Annotated in this window: 13 protein-coding genes and 2 tRNA genes; 8 read left to right on the top strand and 7 right to left on the bottom strand. The window is 45.6% G+C overall.

Annotation, left to right across the window (positions count from 1 at the left end; all coding sequences use genetic code 11):
• Positions 1 to 257: 257 nt before the first annotated feature.
• Positions 258 to 2,486, bottom strand: a complete 2,229-nt coding sequence (locus tag JUB15_RS09700; protein WP_207512275.1) for a RelA/SpoT family protein — start codon at positions 2,484 to 2,486, stop codon at positions 258 to 260.
• 163 nt (positions 2,487 to 2,649) lie between these two features.
• Here JUB15_RS09700 and JUB15_RS09695 point away from each other — a divergent pair.
• From JUB15_RS09695 to tig, 3 genes are all read left to right on the top strand, one after another.
• Positions 2,650 to 2,731 (top strand) — tRNA-Leu (locus JUB15_RS09695).
• A 272-nt stretch (positions 2,732 to 3,003) separates the two neighbouring features.
• On the top strand, positions 3,004 to 3,825 hold the full coding sequence (locus JUB15_RS09690) for a universal stress protein (RefSeq protein ID WP_207512274.1): 822 nt from the start codon (positions 3,004 to 3,006) through the stop codon (positions 3,823 to 3,825).
• Positions 3,826 to 3,903: 78 nt separating this feature from the next.
• A complete protein-coding gene (tig, locus tag JUB15_RS09685) occupies positions 3,904 to 5,283 on the top strand; it encodes a trigger factor (RefSeq protein ID WP_207512273.1) in 1,380 nt (459 codons plus the stop codon).
• Positions 5,284 to 5,393: 110 nt separating this feature from the next.
• On the opposite strand, the gene JUB15_RS09680 is transcribed toward tig, so the two are convergent.
• Positions 5,394 to 5,699, bottom strand: a complete 306-nt coding sequence (locus JUB15_RS09680) for an ArsR/SmtB family transcription factor (RefSeq protein ID WP_207512272.1) — start codon at positions 5,697 to 5,699, stop codon at positions 5,394 to 5,396.
• Between the two features lie 285 nt (positions 5,700 to 5,984).
• Between JUB15_RS09680 and JUB15_RS09675 the strand changes: the two genes are divergently transcribed.
• The 4 genes from JUB15_RS09675 to JUB15_RS09660 all read left to right on the top strand — a co-directional run bounded on the left by JUB15_RS09675 (position 5,985) and on the right by JUB15_RS09660 (position 14,669).
• Positions 5,985 to 11,285, top strand: a complete 5,301-nt coding sequence (locus tag JUB15_RS09675) for a S8 family serine peptidase (protein ID WP_207512271.1) — start codon at positions 5,985 to 5,987, stop codon at positions 11,283 to 11,285.
• 218 nt (positions 11,286 to 11,503) lie between these two features.
• Positions 11,504 to 12,412, top strand: coding sequence for a DMT family transporter (locus JUB15_RS09670; RefSeq protein WP_242696288.1), 909 nt, complete (start codon positions 11,504 to 11,506; stop codon positions 12,410 to 12,412).
• 469 nt (positions 12,413 to 12,881) lie between these two features.
• Positions 12,882 to 14,042, top strand: coding sequence for a PepSY-associated TM helix domain-containing protein (locus tag JUB15_RS09665; protein ID WP_242696287.1), 1,161 nt, complete (start codon positions 12,882 to 12,884; stop codon positions 14,040 to 14,042).
• Positions 14,043 to 14,153: 111 nt separating this feature from the next.
• Entirely contained in the window at positions 14,154 to 14,669 is a 516-nt protein-coding gene (locus tag JUB15_RS09660) for a hypothetical protein (RefSeq protein ID WP_207512269.1), read from the top strand.
• 26 nt (positions 14,670 to 14,695) lie between these two features.
• On the opposite strand, the gene JUB15_RS09655 is transcribed toward JUB15_RS09660, so the two are convergent.
• The 3 genes from JUB15_RS09655 to JUB15_RS09645 form a co-directional block, all read right to left on the bottom strand.
• Positions 14,696 to 15,778, bottom strand: coding sequence for a fatty acid desaturase family protein (locus tag JUB15_RS09655; RefSeq protein WP_207512268.1), 1,083 nt, complete (start codon positions 15,776 to 15,778; stop codon positions 14,696 to 14,698).
• Positions 15,779 to 15,933: 155 nt separating this feature from the next.
• Positions 15,934 to 16,020 (bottom strand) — tRNA-Ser (locus JUB15_RS09650).
• 36 nt (positions 16,021 to 16,056) lie between these two features.
• Positions 16,057 to 16,830 (bottom strand): TatD family hydrolase, encoded by a 774-nt coding sequence (locus JUB15_RS09645; RefSeq protein WP_207512267.1) that lies wholly within the window; start codon positions 16,828 to 16,830, stop codon positions 16,057 to 16,059.
• A gap of 106 nt (positions 16,831 to 16,936) precedes the next feature.
• On the opposite strand from JUB15_RS09645, the gene JUB15_RS09640 reads away from it, so the two are divergent.
• Positions 16,937 to 17,815, top strand: coding sequence for a hypothetical protein (locus JUB15_RS09640; protein ID WP_207512266.1), 879 nt, complete (start codon positions 16,937 to 16,939; stop codon positions 17,813 to 17,815).
• A gap of 139 nt (positions 17,816 to 17,954) precedes the next feature.
• Here JUB15_RS09640 and JUB15_RS09635 read toward each other — a convergent pair whose 3' ends face one another.
• Positions 17,955 to 18,596: a polysaccharide deacetylase family protein gene (locus JUB15_RS09635; RefSeq protein WP_207512600.1), complete on the bottom strand. Its 642-nt coding sequence runs from the start codon at positions 18,594 to 18,596 to the stop codon at positions 17,955 to 17,957.
• A 33-nt stretch (positions 18,597 to 18,629) separates the two neighbouring features.
• On the bottom strand, positions 18,630 to 19,565 hold the full coding sequence (locus JUB15_RS09630; RefSeq protein WP_207512265.1) for an ARPP-1 family domain-containing protein: 936 nt from the start codon (positions 19,563 to 19,565) through the stop codon (positions 18,630 to 18,632).
• Positions 19,566 to 19,771 lie beyond the last annotated feature (206 nt).

The raw sequence follows: 19,771 nt of genomic DNA, 5'->3' as shown, positions 1-19,771 counted from the left end.
AAACGGGGGCAAAAATAGGTTAAAATCACAAAGAGATTTTGAGATTTTGGGATTTTGAAATTTTGAGATTTCCAGATCTTAATTTTTCACAGCATCAGGATCAAACCTTGCGCCCGCATTTAAGATTTTTAGATTTTATGAGCCCCCGTTTCGAGCAAATTCAAAACCGGACCAATAAAGTCATAGAATTTAAGATTTTTCTAAAAATCTCAAATTCTTGAAATCTCGAAATCCCAAAATCAAGCAATCAGAAATAATTACTGTTGTTCCGTATCGTAGCGGTCAACCGTTTCAATGCCAGGCAGCTTTTTAAGCCGGTTCACCAGTTCATCCAACTCTTCCTTGTCATGCACATACACCCTGATATTTCCATGAAATAATCCTTCCCGCGCTTCAATGGTCATGGCGTTGATGTTGATCTTCATTTCACCGGAGATCAGGTTGGTGATCTTGTGAATGACGCCCACATCATCGAGGCCAACGATCTTTAAACCGGTAAGGAAGGAAATTTCTTTATTTTTTGCCCACTTTGTTTTTACTACCCGGTGCCCATAGTTGGCCAGCAAACGGGCGGCATTCGGACAATTGGTGCGGTGAATGGTAAGGCCCTTTCCGGTGCTCACAAAACCGAATACATCATCGCCCGGAATGGGTTTACAACAATTGGCCAGGTTGTAAACGATCTTGTCGCTGCTTTCGCCAAAAATGATCAGCTCCGCATCCTTTTTAGGCAATGCATGCACCGGATCATGTTTTATTTCCGGACGAATGGGTTTGGGCGGCTCCAGTTTATCGCCCAATACGTGAAACTCGCTCAGCTCTTTCAGGTCAAGTGCCTTTATAGAGATCTGGTAATACAGGTCGAGCGGTGACGATAATTTATAAAAAGAAGCGAGAATATCTACGTTATGCTGGTTAAATGCGGCACCCATGTGCTCCAGCTTGCGCTGCAACACATATTTACCTTCATCGGCCACTTTTCTTTTTTCTTCTTTCAGCGCATCCTTGATCTTGCTCTTTGCTTTCGCAGTTACTACAATATTCAACCAGTCTTCATTCGGCTTTTGCTTGGCCGATGTAATGATCTCCACCTGGTCGCCGCTGCGCAGTTTATGGCTGATGGGCACCAGCTTGTGGTTTATTTTGGCGCCAATACATTGTGAGCCCACCGCACTGTGAATGGCAAAGGCAAAATCGAGCGCCGTGCTGTCAACGGGCAGCATTTTTACATCGCCTTTGGGTGTATACACATATATTTCTTCAGCCAGAAAACTGGTCTTGAAGTCGTGTAAGAAGTCGATGGAATCGCTGTCCTGATTATTGAGTACTTCCCTGATCTGCTGGAACCATTTATCGAAGCGGCTTTCATCGGCCGTCCCTTCTTTATATTTCCAGTGAGCGGCAAGTCCTTTCTCAGCTATTTCATTCATGCGGCGGGTACGCACCTGCACCTCCACCCATTTTCCCTGAGGTCCCATCACCGTGGTATGCAGGGCTTCGTAGCCGTTCGATTTTGGATTGCTCAACCAGTCGCGCAAACGTTCAGGCGAGGGCGTATATTCATCGGTGATCACCGAATACACTTTCCAGCAACCCTCTTTTTCCTGTTCCAGGGGAATGTTCAAAATAACCCGGATAGCAAACAGGTCATATACTTCCTCAAAAGCCACTCCTTTCTTTTTCATTTTGTTCCAGATGGAGTGAATGCTTTTGGGCCGGCCGTAGATCTCAAATTCGTAGCCGGTTTTATCGAGCTTTTCTTTTATCGGCTTGATGAACTCATTAATATACCTCGACCGCTCGCGTTTTGTTTCCGCCAGTTTCCGGGCAATCTCTTTATAGGCTTCCGGCTCCAGGTATTTCATCGCCAGGTCTTCCAGCTCGGTCTTTATGGTATACAAACCCATGCGGTGCGAGAGAGGCGCATATACATACACCGTTTCAGAAGAGATCTTGAGCTGCTTTTCCCGCTTCATACTATCGAGGGTACGCATGTTATGCAACCGGTCGGCCAGTTTAATCAGGATCACCCGCGGGTCATCGGTGAGGGTAAGCAGTATTTTTTTAAAATTCTCTGCCTGCGCCGATGCATTGACGTCAATGATATTAGCAATTTTCGTTAATCCATCAACAATGCGCGCTATTTCGCTGCCAAATGCCCTTTCAATATCTTCCAGGGTTACATCGGTATCTTCAACAGTATCGTGCAAAAGTGAGCAAATCGTGGAACGTACACCCAGGCCGATCTCCTCAACGCCTATGCGGGCTACGGCCAGAGGGTGCAGAATATAAGGTTCTCCGCTTTTCCGGCGCATGGTCTTATGCGCTTCGGCAGCTATTTCAAAGGCACGGCGGAGCAATTCCTTATCACCCGGTTTCAATTTGGGTTTCAAAACGCGTAACAGGGCCCGGTATTCACGGAGGATCAGCTTTTTTTCCTGCTCTTCATTCAAATTATATTTCGGTATCGCGGCAACAGAATCCATAGTTAACGAATTTACGTAAAAATGCCCTATGTTTGCAACCCCAAATCAGCCGGGTAGGTTCGCTGTTCAAAGTTCTTAGTTTAAAGTTTCAGGATATCTGAAACTCCAGGTACCGAAACTGTAAATTCTAAACTTTGAACTGAAAACTATGAACTAATCAAAAGCGCATGTGGTGAAATTGGTAGACACGTCAGACTTAGGATCTGATGCCGCGAGGTGTGGGGGTTCGAGTCCCTCCATGCGCACCGAAGAAGGGCAAAAGGTGGATCATCTTAGACGATAGGATGATTCACCTTTTTCTTTTATGGCAACTGGCGAAATCGGTAAATTCGTTCTCCGGCTATCCCCAGCCTAAAACACCAAACATGGCTTCAGGAAATTAAGGCACAGACAGTTTTTACTTATAAAACCTGTATTTGTAAACTTTATTCCATGAAAAAGCTATTAACCATCATTATTCTTTCCTTCGTAACATACCCAAACTTGCTAACTTTATATAGCCTTAACTTTTAAATGTATGAATACCATTCTTGTGCCGGTGGATTTTTCGCCAGCATCCCGCAATGCGGCGGCTTTTGCAGCAGAACTGGCTAAAGCACTTCAAACCAGGCTGCTCCTCTTCCACGCATACATGCTGCCCACCCCCATCAGCGAGGTGCCTTACGCCATGGTTACCGTAGATAACCTGCAGAAAGAGAACGAGGAACAGATTAAAAAAGAGGCTGACTGGCTGCACAACGAGTACGGGCTGGAGGTAGAAAAGCTGGTTCGCATCGGTATTGCATCTGACGAAATAAAAACCCTGACCAAAGAGCGGCCCATAGACCTCATCGTAATGGGCATGAAGGGCGCCGGCGGCCTCGATAAGATCATCGGCAGCACCACTACCAATGTGGCCCGTAAGGTAAAGACACCGGTACTGGTAGTTCCCCACAACACCACCTACACCCCTATTAAACACATTACCTACGCCAGCGATTTTTCATACAGGACCAGCCCCGAGCTGTTCAAACCCCTTCTGCAGCTGGCCCGCACCTTTAATGCCAGGACCCATATTCTGTTCATCAGGCAAAGCCATGGCGGCAATTCAGAACTCGAACTGACGGGTAAAAGAAGCAACGAGATCATTTTCCAGGGGCTCGATCACGAATACGTAATAATTGAGGAACCATCTGTAAATCATGGCATTAGCAAGTATTTGAAACAACAGTCGAGCGAACTGCTGGTAATGGTGGCGCATAAACATACTTTTCTTGAAAGGGTTTTTTCGAAGAACCACACCACCCACATGGCCTACGAAACCCATGTTCCTTTGTTAATTTTACAGGATAAAGATTAACGGAATATACTCTGTTACTGGTTTTGACCGATTTGACTGTTTGCCTTACCTTTGCAACCCAATTTAAAAAAAAGCGCTATGGCAACAGTAACCAGAGAGAATATCGGACTGCTGAATGATAAGATTACCATAAAAGTAGCCGGAGCAGATTATCTGCCTTCTTTTGAAAAAGCACTCAAGAACTACAGCAAACAAGCCAATATACCTGGTTTCCGTAAAGGCATGGTACCTACCGGCATGATCAAAAAAATGCACGGTCAGTCAGTTTTTGCCGATGAGGTCATCAGAACCGTGGAGAAAGAACTGAGCAACTACATGAACAATGAGAACCTGCAGATCTTTGCCCAGCCTTTGCCGCTTGCTCAAAATGAAGGCCCCAAATTAGATATGAATAACCCAACTGAGTATGTGTTCGATTTTGAAGTAGGGTTAAAACCTTCATTTGAAGTAGCCGACCTTTCGAAACAAACAATGACCCGCTATAAGGTTACGGTGACCGAAGAAATGATCACTGAAGAAATGAACCGCTTACAGCTGCGTCATGGAAAACTTTCTGATCGCGATGCAGTAACTGAAGATGAGAACGTACTGAACGTAACCTTCACTGAAACTGATGCCAGCGGTAATGTAATAGAAGGCGGTATTAAAAAAGACAATTCTTTCCTGGTAAAATATTTTGCTGAAGCCTACCGCCCTAACCTTACCGGCAAGAAAAAAGACGACGTACTGAACATCCAGTTAAATAAAGCTTTCGACGAAAAAGAAAGAGAGTGGATCCTGGGCGACCTCGGTTTAGACAAACACGATGAAGCTGCAGCCGCTAAATTCTTCAACATGACCATCACCAAAGTTGGCCTGGTAGAGAAAGCTGAATTGAACGAAGAATTTTTCAAAGCCGTATATCCCAAAAAAGAGATCAAGACCGAAGCCGATTTCCGCAATGAAATAAAAGAAGAGATCCAGGGCTACTGGGATAAACAAACGAAAAATCATTTACAGCACGAAATTTATCACGTACTGGTAGATCATACAAAGATCGAATTTCCTGAGTCATTCCTGAAACGCTGGATGCAAACCGGCGGCGAGCAACCGAAAACCCAGGAAGAAGTAGAACACGAGTTCCCCACTTTTGCCAATCAGCTTAAATGGACTTTGATCGTTGAGAAACTGGTGCAGGAAAACAATATCGAAGTAAAGAATGAAGACATTGAAGCCTTCGCCAAACAACAGTTATTCGGTTATATGGGTATGAGCATGCAGGAAGATGAGCAACCCTGGATTGCTGAATACATCACCCGCATGATGAAAGACCGTAAGTTTGTTGAAGATGCCTTCCATCGCATTCAAACCGAGAAAGTGTTTGACCTGGCAGAATCTAAAGTGAACGCTGTTGAAAAGCCGGTCACTGTAGAAGAATTCACGAAAGAAGCCGAAAAACACCAGCACCACCATCATTAATAGATAATAGTTAGTACTAATAAAAAGCGAGACCCGGACAATGATCATTGATCCGGGTCTCGCTTATGTAATTTGTTGTTGTCTTTGAGTGTTAGCCCCTGTCGTTTTTGTTATTTGCTCTCTAAAAAATTGCCCAAAGCATCCAGCTTCCGGTTCCAGAAACCATCATACTGCGTTATCCAGTCAGATACTTCCTTTAGTTTATTAAAGTCTACATTACAATACCTTTCCCGCCCCTGCTGTTTGATCACAACCAGTCCGCACTGCGTCAGGATCTTGATATGTTTTGAAATAGCAGGCCGGCTTACCGCAAAATTTTCTGCCACGCCATTCAGGGTGAGGCTCTTTTTTGCCAGTAAGCCAATGATCTCCCGCCGGGTAGGGTCGGCAATTGCCTGAAATACGTCACGACGCATACAACTTGTTTATGTAACTGTTCGGTTGCAAAATTATGCGTAACTCTCCGGTTATCAAAACCGGAATGATCCGTTCTCAGCATGAGCCTTTCTACATGAAATCACATAGGGTGAAAAACGGGAACCCATTAGTTTCCAAACCAAATGTAACAAACTGATTAAAAGCGATTTACACAAGATCCTTCGCAATAATAAACACCTGTTATTTCCGTTTATATAGCTGTTCCTTTCGACCCGATGATTCAATAATCGCTGAGAACCACTATCCTACTAAAAAATCCGTAGATGAAATACCCTTTATTCGCAGCCTTTTCACTTTTTGTGGCCATTAAAAGTTCTGCCCAGGAGATCATTCGCCCCATCCAGTTGAAAAGCGGCACGCTTACGAGGTTTAAAAACCTGCGTAATGAATCCCATCTTACCGATTCATTACTCAAATACCGTTTCAGGAGCAAATGCTACGCGATGCTTCAGTTCACCCAATTACCTGATGCTGCGGAGCGCCAGGCGCTGGCACGGGAAGGCATTTTACTGTATGATTATATTCCCGATAATACCTTCCTGGCGGAAATAACCGATAAGGTCAGCCCGGCTTTGCTTAAAAAGAATTCGATCGGCGGCGTATATACATTGAATGCAAAGAATAAGATCTCATCGACGCTCAAAAAGGAATTAAGTGCATCCCTGCCCGACCCTGATAAGCTGATAGCGGTAAGTTTTTATGGGCATCTCGATAAAGCCACGGCAATCGCTGAACTGAAACAGGCCGGGGCGCAGATCGCTGAAACCAAAATACAGCCTGCACACGTGGTTTTTGTAAAAGCCTCAGCCACTGTAGTAGAAAAAATAGCAGCCCTGCCATTTGTAGCTTATGTAAGCAGTCAGCATATTAAACCGGTACCCCTGAATTTTAATAACCGCGCAGCACATAGCATTAATATCCTAAGCGCTGCATCGGGCCGTAACCTGCATGGCAGCGGCGTCGTGTTAGGCATTGGTGATGATGGCGATGCCAGCGCCCACATTGATTTCGCAGGACGGGTGATCAACAGGAACCCTATTGCAAATGGTGGACATGCAACGCTTACCATGGGCTGTATGGGCGGTGCGGGTATTTTAAATCCGAGGTATAAAGGCATGGCGCCAAAAGCCACCATGATCGGTCAGTATTTCAGCGACATTATTGTAAACACACCCTTTTATGTAGCCGATTTTGGCATGGTGGTTACGAATAATTCCTACGCTTCTGCCGCCAACGGCTGCGCGGGCCAGGGCGATTATGACGTGCTGAGCCGGTATGTAGACGATCTGGCCAGTGCCTATCCTTCCTTATTGCAAGTGTTTGCAGCAGGAAACGATGGCGGGTACACCTGTTCCCCCTTTCCACAGGCGTATGGAAATATCAAATCAGGTTTCCAAACCGGTAAGAACGTCCTTACGGTAGGTGGGATCAGCACTTCAAATTTCAGTAATATCTTTAGCCGCGGTCCGGTTGATGATGGCCGTTTAAAACCTGAAATTGTTGCCGGCGGAGATGCCATTGGAACCACTGCCATTAATAACAGCTATACGACTCAATGGGGAACCAGCCTGGCATCGCCAGCCGTTGCCGGTTCCGTGGCGCTTTTATATGAACGCTATCGCCAGTTGCATGGCGGCGCCAACCCAACAGCTGCATTGATAAAAGCGGTGACTTGTAATGGTGCCGATGACCTCGGTAACCCCGGACCGGATTTTACCTACGGTTTCGGTAGCCTGAATACCCTCAACGCTGTTGAAGCACTCGAGAACCATACCTACTTCAATGCTACTGCCAACCAGGGCAGTTCCCAAACCTTTACCATTACAGGCGTACCTGCCGGAACTGCGCAGGTGAAGATCCTGTTATACTGGAACGACCCCTCCGGAACACCTTATGCGGCATCTGCCCTTGTAAATAACCTCGATCTGGCTGTTACTGCCCCCGATGCAACCATTCACCGCTCCTTAATACTCAATCCGGCGGCAACCAATGTAACCGATGTAGCCGTTGAAGGCCTTGACAGCCGCAACAATATTGAACAGGTGGTTATCAATAACCCGCCGGCCGGTGATTTTACCGTTCGGGTAAACGGCACCAATGTACCCCAGGGCCCGCAGGATTATGTGGTAGCGTACCAGGTAATTGCCCCCACGATAACAGTAACCTACCCATCAGGGGAAGAAACGCTGGTGACCGGCGAGAACGAATTCATCAGGTGGAGCGCTTTTGACGGCAGCGCCAACACGTTTACCATTGAATATTCTACCGATAATGGCGGCAACTGGACTACCATCGACAACAGTGTACCGGGCAGCAGCCGTGTATATTATTGGTCGGTGCCTGCCACTGCCACCAATGCAGCGCTGATCCGTGTTACGCGTAATGGTACAGGAACCAGCGACGTAAGCGATCATAGTTTTGCTGTTATGGGCCAGCCAACAGTACAAGTGGACGATACCTGCGTAGGTTATGCCTACATGAGCTGGACCGCCGTACCATCAGCAACAAGTTATGATGTCATGATGTTGAAAGGAAGTGAAATGAGCGTTGTGGCCAATACTACCGGCACCGGTTATATGCTGGAAGGACTGAATAAAGACAGCACCTACTGGCTAACAGTCCGGCCCTTAATAGGCGCCATTCCCGGCCGCCGCGCCATTGCCAAAAGCATTATCCCTTCCGGCGGCCCCTGTCCATCACCCGACTTTGATAACGACATTGCAGCCGATCTGCTCGTAGCACCGGTCACCGGCCGGCAACATACTTTGTCGCAACTGGGCACGGCTGCGCCGCAGTTTCGAATCAGGAACATTGGCACAATCACCGCTACCGGCACATTTAACATTACGTACCAGGTAAATGGTGGTACACCGGTAACAGAAGTCATTGCACAATCCATAACCGCCAACAGTACCTATACACACACGTTCGCATCAACATACGATTTCTCTGCAACCGGCACCTATACCGTAAAAGCCTGGGTTGATTTTGGCAGTGATACCAAAAAGTTGAACGATACCCTGGTAACCATTGTAAAGCATTTGCAAAACGATCCCATTACATTAAGCCCTTCTTTCACGGAAGGCTTCGAAAGCGCCGTCGTGCAAAGCTATGCTACGGGCACCCGCGGCTTTAATGGGCTCGACCGCTGCGATTTCTTCGCCGGCAGCAGTAATGGCCGCGCCCGTACATTCGTAAACTCAGGTATAGCGCGAACCGGTAACCGGGCGATAACACTGGATCAAAAAGCAAATCTCGGCATCCTGCAGGCCGACAGTCTTATCACTACCTTTAACCTGGCTAATTATAATGCTTCACACCAGTTATGGCTGTCATTCTATTACCAGAACCAGGGAATTGATTTCACGGCCGCCAATAACCGTGTTTGGATCAGGGGAAGTGAGAATGATGCCTGGGTCCAGGTATTTACACTGCCTACCAACGCTGCAGAGTTTGGTGTATACCGCGCTGTTCCCCCTGTTAACATCACCGAAACACTGGCGAACGCGGTGCCTGCGCAAACGGTTAGCAGCAGCTTTCAGATAAAGTTCGGCGAGCATGGTTACCGCTCTACCAACTCGGTTATTGTAAATGGTAATCTTGATGATGGTTATACATTTGATGATATCACCATTACCCTTACAAACGACGATCTGACCCTGGTTCAGCTGCAGGCGCCGGCAACCAATAATGTTTGTGCTTTAAGTGGTACCGAACCAGTAACCATCCAGGTAAAGAACTATAGCGCCAATACGCTCACCAATGTACCGGTTTCGTACCAGGTTGATAATGGACCGGTAGTTACAGAATCTATTCCGTCCATCGCTGGCGGCCAGACCATAAACTATACGTTTACCCAAACGGCCAACCTATCAGCTTTTAAACAATACACCCTGACCACCTATGTTCACCTGGCTACGGATAACTACCGGGTGAATGATACCATCACCACCAGCTTCCGCACGAAACCGCTTATCACCAGTTTTCCTTACCACGAAGGTTTTGAAAATAACGAGGGCGACTGGTATACCGGTGGCATTAACAGCAGCTGGGAATGGGGTGCACCGGCCGGTACCATCATCAACAAAGCGGCCAACGGAACAAATGCCTGGGTCACTAATTTAAATGGCAACCACAACAACAATGAACAATCGTACCTGTATTCACCCTGTTTTGATCTGACCGGTTTAACACAGCCCGTGTTATCGTTCAGCCACATCTACAGAACAGAAGACAATTGTACCTGTGACCTGCATTGGGTAGAATACAGCACCGACGGCGTAAGCTGGACCAAGCTGGGCAGCACCAGCGGCGGCACCAACTGGTATGACAATGTTCCGTTCCAGGTTTGGCGATTCTCCAACACCCGCTGGCATGTGACCAGCCATAATATTCCAACATCTCTGACCGGCCCGGTGCGGTTCAGGATCGTCTTTTTCAGTGATCCGGGCGTAACCTATGAAGGCGTGGGCATCGATGATATCCATATCTTCGATAGAGCAGCGATTTACAGTGGATCGAATGTTACGAGCGGGCTCACCCAGCCGGTTAGCGGCAATAACTGGATACATTTCACTTCGGGCGGCAATCGCATCGCTTCTATAAATCCGCATGGCCAGGACCTGGGCAATACAGAGGTAAAAGTATACATCAATGGAGGCACAATTCGCAACGACGGATCGCAATATTATCTCGACAGAAATATTGTTATTCAACCGGCCAATGCCCCTGCCAGTCCCGTAAGCGTTCGCTTTTATTTCTTAAATACGGAAGCCAACAAACTGATCACTGCCACGGGCTGCGGAACCTGCACCACCATCAGCGACGCTTTTGCTGCCGGAATTACGCAATACAGCGGTTTACCGGCCGAAGAGAACGGAAGCCTGGCTGATAATGCAAGCGGCGTCCCCAGCTTTATAACGCCTTCAAATGTGCAGGTTATTCCATACGACAATGGTTATTATGCCGAATACCAGGTAAACAGCTTCTCTGAATTCTGGATCAATGGGGGCGGACCATCACATACCCAACCGCTGCCCATCGTATTAGGACAGTTCACGGTTACAAAAAATAACAAGGCCGCTTTATTACAATGGACCACTTTGCAGGAAACCAATACCAGCAGGTTCATCATTGAAAAAAGCATCGATGGCAGTAGCTATACAGCGATTGGAACAGTAGCCGCTGCGGGCAATTCGGGTTCGGTTAAGAAATACCAGTTCACCGATGCCGAAATGGCCAATGGTATCAATTACTATCGCATTAAAACAATAGATAAAGATGCAAAGTCCTCCTTGTCGCCGGTACGTTCGCTTAATAATGCAGACAATGATCTTACCATTACACTGCAGCCCAACCCGGCAACAAAAGGCGTGGTCACTATAAATAGTTCGGTAAACAGTAACCGTATAGAGCTACGGGATGCTGTAGGCCGGCTGATCAAAACGATGTCAGTTACAGGCATGCAGCATACCCTGCCTGTTGACCAGCTTAACAAAGGCCTGTACTTTGTAACCGTAATTACCGACAGCGGTTCAAAAATTGAAAAACTGTTTGTAGAATAGAACGAAATAAAAAGTAGGAAAACAGGAAGTACGGATTTGAAACCCGTACTTCCTGTTTTTTTTCCTTATACTGCCGATTGACGATTCACGATTAACGCCTGACGATTGTCGATTCACGATTGTCGATTTGTTGATCGCGCACTGAAATTTCACATTTGTCATTCATGATTGCTGTTTCAAGAGTTAGGGGTAATTTTGCCCTTCAAAAAATCCAATCATTGAAGCAGCAAGAGGACTCCGGAATCAAGAAAAGATCTACAGGCTGGTTATGGTTTTTAACAGGAACAGGCTTTGCAATACTCTGGCCTTCAGCTGCAGTAGCGACCAAGTTTGGTTTACAGCATGCACAGCCTTTCGTGATCTGTATCCTTCGTTTTTTTATTGCCGGTTTATTAATGTTATTACTTGCGCATGGCGTTTTGCGCAAGCGGCTTCCGCAAAAGAACGAATGGAAACAACTCGCTATATATGGCCTTCTCAATATTTCGCTGTACCTGGGCCTGTATGTACTGGCAATGAGAAATGTGTCAGCCGGTCTGGGCTCTCTGGCCATCGCTACCAATCCGGTGCTCATCAATCTAATGGCTTCGCTCATCTTTGGCCACCGGTTACGCATCATTACCATTATAAGTTTGGTGTTGTGCATGACCGGTGTATTACTGGCCGCCTGGCCCCTGTTCACGCATAGTTATGCGACTCCCGGCGGCATCAGCCTGTTAATGCTGTGTATGGTCATTTATTCGGCCGGTGTCATTTATTTTTCAAGACAGAACTGGGGCGATCTGCATATACTCACTATCAATGGCTGGCAAACGCTGCTGGGCGGTGTATTCCTGGTACCGGCAGTGATAGCTACCTACAACCCCGCAAAAAATAACTGGGGCTTCAATATGCTGGCGCCCATCTTGTGGCTCGCCATTCCTGTATCCATCTTAGGCGTTCAGCTTTGGCTTTACCTGTTAAAAGACAATGCTGTAAAAGCCTCTTTCTGGTTATTCCTTTGTCCGGTATTCGGATTTGTAATTGCCGGAATAATGATGAACGAACCCATCAGTTTTTTTACCATTACCGGCATGTTATTGACTTTATCCGGCTTGTACCTGGTTCAAAAATATAAATCGGAATAAAACTACCAACCGTTCGCTAAACGCATTTGCAACTGAGACTCACCTCTTTGCTTTCCAGGCCCCCAGGCGGGTACGCCTGAGGACTTTTACTTTTCCCGATCGCGTAAACGCTGTTTCCGATTCCGTAAACCAGAATGGCTGTTTTCGGAGAACTTTGCGCAAAACCTTTGCGCAAAAAAGTTAAAACGACCCTGAAAAGACCTTTCACGGCGACAACCTTTACGCAAAAACGCGACCAGTTCTTTACATGAGTGTACACAGTTAGACGGGTATAAGGGTTTTATTTATACCGAGTAAACCATCCGCTTATTATTTTGCAGTTTACCGGTTTTGATGGAACTTATATTGTCGTTAAATAGCCTATACCCGGTTGTATATACTGGTAAGTAATACAACCAGGTGTTAAGGCGCTGATTAGTTGAAGTCCCGCCAGTGGCGGGACTATTTTTATTTATTACAATAGGGAGCAATGACGTTGAAACAGATTTTTGGCAAACTGCATTTATGGTTGGGACTGGCATCAGGGCTGGTGGTGTTGATCGTTGCCGGCACCGGCATTCTGCTGGTGTTTGAAGATGAGTTGGATGAATGGGCCAATCATGATTTCTACTTTGTGTCAGTGCCGCAAAATGCACAACGTCTGCCGGTAGACAGCCTGTACCATACAGCAGTCGCATATAATCCGGAGATCAAAGTAACCCGCATTTACATAGAGACCCAGGCGCCCGGGCGCTCGGTGATCTTCATGGCGAAAAAGAACAAGAAGTACACCTGGCACCTTGCGGTGAATCCATATACCGGTCAGTTGATAGAAGCACGGGAGTTTAACAAACGCTTTTTTGGTGTTGTGCTGAACCTGCACCGTCACCTGTGTATGAACGAAGTGGGATTAGCCATTACCGGGGCCTCCTGTCTCATTTTTGTAATAATGATCATTACCGGAATTGTGCTATGGTGGCCCAAACGCTGGCACTTACTTAAACAACGAACCCGCATTGCATGGAGCTCCAGATGGAAACGGTTGAACTGGGACCTTCACGCTGTAGGTGGTTTTTATGTACACCTCGTACTGCTGGCTATTTCCTTAACAGGGCTTACCTGGGCGTATGACTGGTTCAATAATGCCATTTATCTGATAGCCGATGGCAAACCCATGCAAAAGATCGAAGCGCCAGCCAACGTTGTTAAGCAACCCATTCAGGCAGGATTTTACGAATCGTTATACCAGCAAACGAATAACAGGCTTCCCTATAAAGGCCGCATTGCCATGTTACTGCCCACTAATGACAGCCTCGCGGTAACTGTAAATAAAATGAACCATGAAGTGGCCGAGAACAACGTGACGGATGTCCTGTATTTTGAAAAAGGCACTGGCCGTCTCCTGAAAGAAAAATTGTTTAAAAACTCTTCTGCCGGAAATAAGATCCGCCGGATGGTTTATCCCATTCATACCGGAAAATTATACGGACTGCCAACGCAGATAATCGCATTGATCGCCGCCATGGTAGCCTTCAGCTTACCCATAACCGGTTTTGTCATTTACCTGGTGGGTAGAAAAAAACGAAAAGCAAAAGCGGCTAAAAAGCCTCTACGGGTGATAGCAAGACAGGAAGCAGGCGTAGAAGTATAACTGAAAAAATTCACAGCAGCCCGTCCGACGTTTCTGAGGCCAAATATTATAACAGGCGGGAAATATAAATAATCGTACATTCACCATTTACGACTTTCAACTCCCTTATTAATGAAGGATATTGATGCTGACGAAATGGTTCTGCTTCAAAAATGTATTGGATTTCTGAATAACATTGGTATTGAGACCACATTCAGAAAAATTGGCAATAAAAGCTTTCTGCCTGGTCTTTTGATCAATAAAGGAATGATCATAATAGATAAAGATGCTTTGGAACATCCCGGTGATATTTTGCACGAAGCCGGCCATATAGCAGTAGTCCCGGCTATTGACCGGCATGGTTTATCTGAAAGGAATATCATCAACAGAAAAGACCGGGAATCAGAAGAGATCATGGCCATTGCATGGTCTTATGCAGCCTGCATTCATTTATTCATTGACCCGTTTTTTGTTTTTCACGAACAGGGATACCGTGGCGGCCGGGAATATATAACCGGCAGCTGCCGCGAAAAAAATTATATAGGGCTTTCCATGCTGGAAAAGATCGGAATGACAGCTAATGAAAAGCATGCCCGCCGCCTCAACATTCCTTCATATCCGCATATGATTAAATGGTTACGGGCATAACCTTGTATGTATGATCGTTTTTTTTGTTAATAGTCAGCCGGTCTTTTGCCTAACGCTTTTATAAACCGGAAATGGGATCTAACCGCCTGATTAAAAGAAGGAATGCTGTTATAAGGAACATTGAACTCTTCGCATTTCAATTTTACAATACTGCTTAATGCCGGATAATGGATATGACTAATGCGAGGGAAAAGATGATGTTCTACCTGGTAATTCAACCCACCGGCAAACCAGCAGATCAACTTATTATGCGGTGAAAAATTGGAGGTGGTCTTTAACTGGTGGATCGCCCACTCATTCTCGATGACGGTTGTTTCCTGTAAAGGCGCAAATACAAATTCAGTTTCTTCTACTACATGGGCCAGTTGAAATACTATTGCCAGGGTAAAACCTAAACCAACGTGCAGGCTTACAAAAAATACCAGCCACTGTTGCCAGCCGGTAAGCCATATAGGCAGTATGATATAAAATAATATGTACAACAATTTGCTGACCCAGAAAACAACATGATCTTTTACTTTCATTTTCTGCAGCTCAGTATTGTGCACTTTCCTTTTGAAGTATTTTTCGAAATCCTGGAACAATATCCAGATCATTGAGCTGATCGCATACAAAAAAGGTGTATACAAATGCTGAAGCCTGTGCATGGGAACCCAATGTTGAGAACTGCACATTCTTATAAATGGCGTTTTGGCAATATCATCATCTATTCCATCGACATTTGTATACGTGTGGTGGATTATATTGTGTTTATGCCGCCAGATAAAGCTGTTACCGCCCAGCGCATTTATGGTTAAACCGAGGGTATTGTTCACCCATTTTCTGGAAGAATAGCTGCCGTGATTGGCATCGTGCATTACATTAAAACCTATGCATGCCGATAAGAATCCTAAAAGAACACCTGTTATTACAGTAATAGATACCGGGAGTGAAAAACTAATTGCAAGGACATATAAAGCACTTACTGCAACGATCAATACGATGGTCTTATAATACAGCCTCCAGGAACCTGTTGTTTTTAAGTTATTCTCTTTAAAATATTTGTCTATCGCCATTTTCAAAGAAGGAAAGAAGACGGCATTTTTGTTATTGAAGACGGCTTTCGACATTATAATTTTTAGGTTAAACGGTTAAAGGTATCTTTTATTTCTAAAGAACCTTCCCTATAAATAGTTAAAGCAGTCTGTAATACCTGAAGGCAGATACCGGCCCCACCGAAATAAAAAATCCCCCGATGCATCGGGGGAGCGCTGTTTTCTGTTTGCGGAGACTGAGGGATTCGAACCCTCGATACGGTTTCCCGTATACACACTTTCCAGGCGTGCTCCTTCAACCACTCGGACAAGTCTCCGTTTCAAAAGGGCAGCAAATTTACATTTTCAAATCGTTAGTCCCCGAAAATTTTTTTTGCATTGGCTGTAGTGATCGCAGCCGCTTCTTCTACCCCTATTTCTTTTACCTCCGCCACCTTTTCCACAATATATTTTAAATAGCTGCTCTCATTCCTTTTTCCCCTGAAAGGTACCGGTGTAAGGTAGGGCGCATCGGTTTCAAGCACAATTTTGTCCATGGAAACCGCTTTTAGCACTTCGCGTAAATGGGTATTTTTATAAGTTATCACGCCCCCGATGCCGAGGTAAAAACCGAGGTCAATGATCTGTTGAGCCTCGGCCAGTGTGCCGGTAAAGCAATGGAAAATGCCCCGCAACTGTCCTTTTTGGTGTTCCTGAACGATGCGAATGCTGTCGGCCATGGAATCCCGCGAATGGATCACGATCGGCAACCCGTAGTGCAACGCCCATTCTATCTGTTTGTGAAAAGCTTTATGCTGGGCATCTATAAATGTTTTATCCCAGTAATAATCCAGTCCGATCTCACCTACCGCTTTGAACGGCCGTTTGGCCAGCCATTCGCCTACTACGGCCAGCTCTTGTTCATAATCTTCTTTTACCGAACAGGGATGCAGCCCCATCATTGCGAAACATTTGCCCGGGAAATCCTGCTCCAGTTGCAGCATGGCGTCTATCACTTCGCTGTCAATGGCGGGCAGGTAAAACCGCTGAACCCCTTCATTTTCAGCGCGTCCGATGACAGCCTGAATATCTGTGGAAAAATCCTTACCGTATAAATGGCAGTGAGTATCAATTAATTGTAGATTCATATCGGCCGCAAAATTCCCAAAAAATTATGAATCTGTTAAACTATTTAAACACGGCGTCGTCATAACCCCGGATCGTGGTTCATCATAATTAGCGTTAATTTGTTTTATGAAAACTATTTCCCCACTTACCGCAGTTTTACAAACAATTATAGTTACTGCGCTGGCTTTTTCCGCCTGTAAAAAACAGGACGACGCATCTTCAGGACCTGCAGGCCGCGAAGAATTTGCTGCCATCGCCTCCGTAGCTGATGCCCGGGCGGAAGTGGTTTTCGATGATGTCTTCAACAATGTTATGGGTGTAAGTACGGAAGTTGGAATAGGCGGCACGGGTATCTTCGGACGAATCGAAGGAACTGATACGACTACCTGCTATACAGTGATTACCAAACAGTTGAACAATAACACCCGCTTCCCTTTAAATATTACTATAGATTTTGGTTCCGGCTGTGTTGGCCGCGATGGAAGGGTTCGCAAAGGCAGGATCAATATCGTATATACCGGTCATCTCTTTATATCAGGCAACTCGGCAACTACTGTCTTCGAAGGATATTACCTGGATGATCTCAAAGTTGAAGGCACTTATACGCTTACCAATGCAGGTACACCCGATAAGAAAAGCTACACATCGCGGGTTTCCAACGCCCGGCTAAGCACCTCCAATGGCAATTATATTCAATGGAATAGCGAAAAAACAGTAACACAAACCGAAGGCGGAGCAACGCTCCTGCTGGGCCTCGACGATGTTTATACGCTAACCGGCCTGGCAAACGGAGCGGCTCAGATAAATAACAAGTATTTTCAATGGTCAACCGCTGTTAACACCCCACTCATTAAAAGATTTAATTGCCGGTGGATCTCCCGGGGCACCCTGGCCCTGAAGAAAGGAAATGACGCAGTGGCAGTGCTCGACTACGGGTCGGGGACCTGCGAAAACAAAGCAAGTTTTTCAGTAAATGGCCAGGTTAAGGAAATTACTTTGCATTAATCAAAAAAGTTTATACCTTTAATTCAGTTTTCATAGGGTACGGATTAAAAACGGGCCAGGGTGTCTACCCAGGCCCAACTTTTTTTAAGGACATACTGTCGCAAATGCAGGGTATTTTCACCCTCATTTATTCCTTTTTTTACAGATTTATCGCTTCGAAACGGTACCCCTTTTCACTCAAATATTGCAGCGTTTTTGGCAGTGCTTCCTTTAACCGGGGGAAAGCTTTCTCACTGTCATGAAAGACGATCACTGAACCCGGTTGTGCATTCCTGATGACATTCAATGTACAGGCTTCACCTGATAGTGCAACATCAAAATCACCACTTAGCACATCCCACATTATTATACTGAAGTTATTGTTCACCGGTGAATTTCGGATACCCGTTAGCAATTTCACCTGAAAGCGGGTGATCCTTCCGTATGGTGGGCGAAACAGATTGGAGTCGATATGTTTTCCGGCAGCCAGGATATTTCGCATATACAGCTCATCGGTCACCTTCCAGCCATTTAAATGATTGAATGTATGATTGCCGGCGCGATGCCCTTCTTCCAACATCCTGCGATATACCTCAGGATGTGCGGCAACGTTTTTACCAATGCAGAAAAAAGTGGCCTTTGCATTATAGTGCTGTAACTGATCCAACACAAATGGAGTAACTACCGGGTGTGGACCATCGTCAAATGTGAGATACAAAATTTTTTCTTTGACCGGAATGTCCCAAACACAACGCGGATATAGCCTTTTAAGCCACCAGGGAGTTTTTACAAAATACAGCATGCTATCTATCCTCTGCAACAAAAATAACTGAAATTACTGTGCGTAGCCGGTAATGTGCACTACTTTCTGTTTGTACTTATACACCTTACCGTTTTTTTTAAGATAAGCTTCCTGCGATGCTTCATCGGCAAGTATAGGATCGAGATACGCTTTCACCTTGTCATCCGCAATAACAGGCGTGCTGCCAAAACTGATCGCTTCTTCTATATATCCGTGCAACAATGGCTGCCATTCACCATAAAATAAATTGTTGCCGGCGTATATATCACAGCCTATCACTTTGTCACCGCTCATACAAACAAACCCAGTGATGGAACTGTCGCTGCTCTTGAGTTTATCGCTGAAGTAACGCAAATAAGCATCCTGTTCCGGCGTATACTTTTTGTCGTTGCGGCGTGCCAGATAGGCCAGCGTAGAAGATTTGGTGCTGCTTTTTTCTAACTGTGTAAAGATCTCTTTCCATACCAGCACCTGGTTCTTCGACTGATCAAGCACTTTACGTAAAGAGGGATCAGCATAATTGTTATACTGGAATTTCTTTACTTTTTCACTCCATCGCCCTTCCTCTACACACATTACCGGTATGTACTGATCTTTTTGGGAAGGCGGTAGTATCGTATCTTTTGAAACCATGCGGTCCTGACGGCCGCCGAGAATAATTTCTCCTGAACCTATATAAACCGGTTGCTGTCCATTATTGTTTATCCGCAGCCAATGCACGTTTTCCGTAGCAGCGGTACCGCGTTCGCTAACCACTATGCTTCCATTGGCCAATCCCTGGCTTAACGAAATTATTCCCGGTAATGCCTGGGCCTGCCCGCCCATACCTTTGGGCCTGATGGGAATTATTTTCAAATTTTTGTACGTCCATGCACTATCATAATCCACATACAGGGTCTGGTACGTTAACTGGGCCGGAACCAATTTATATATAAATAAAAGACACAGGAAAACCAGTTTCTTTGGCATGCAATAAAGATACGAAGCAGAATGAGCTAATGTGAAAATGTGCAAATTTGCTAATACTGGCGAAGCTTTTCACTATTAATTGCAGTGAACCTGTTAACTTGCCCATCTGCCTGCCGGGCAGGCTTCCATAAGCACATTATCACAACTGCCCCGACTTTAGTCGCGGGCTGGCATTTTGCACATTGGCCATTATCTTATCTTTGCGC

The sequence above is a fragment of the Longitalea luteola genome, assembly GCF_017356035.1.
GTDB classification, from domain to species: Bacteria; Bacteroidota; Bacteroidia; order Chitinophagales; family Chitinophagaceae; genus Niastella; species Niastella luteola.
This window is presented reverse-complemented; position numbering and strand designations above follow the sequence as displayed.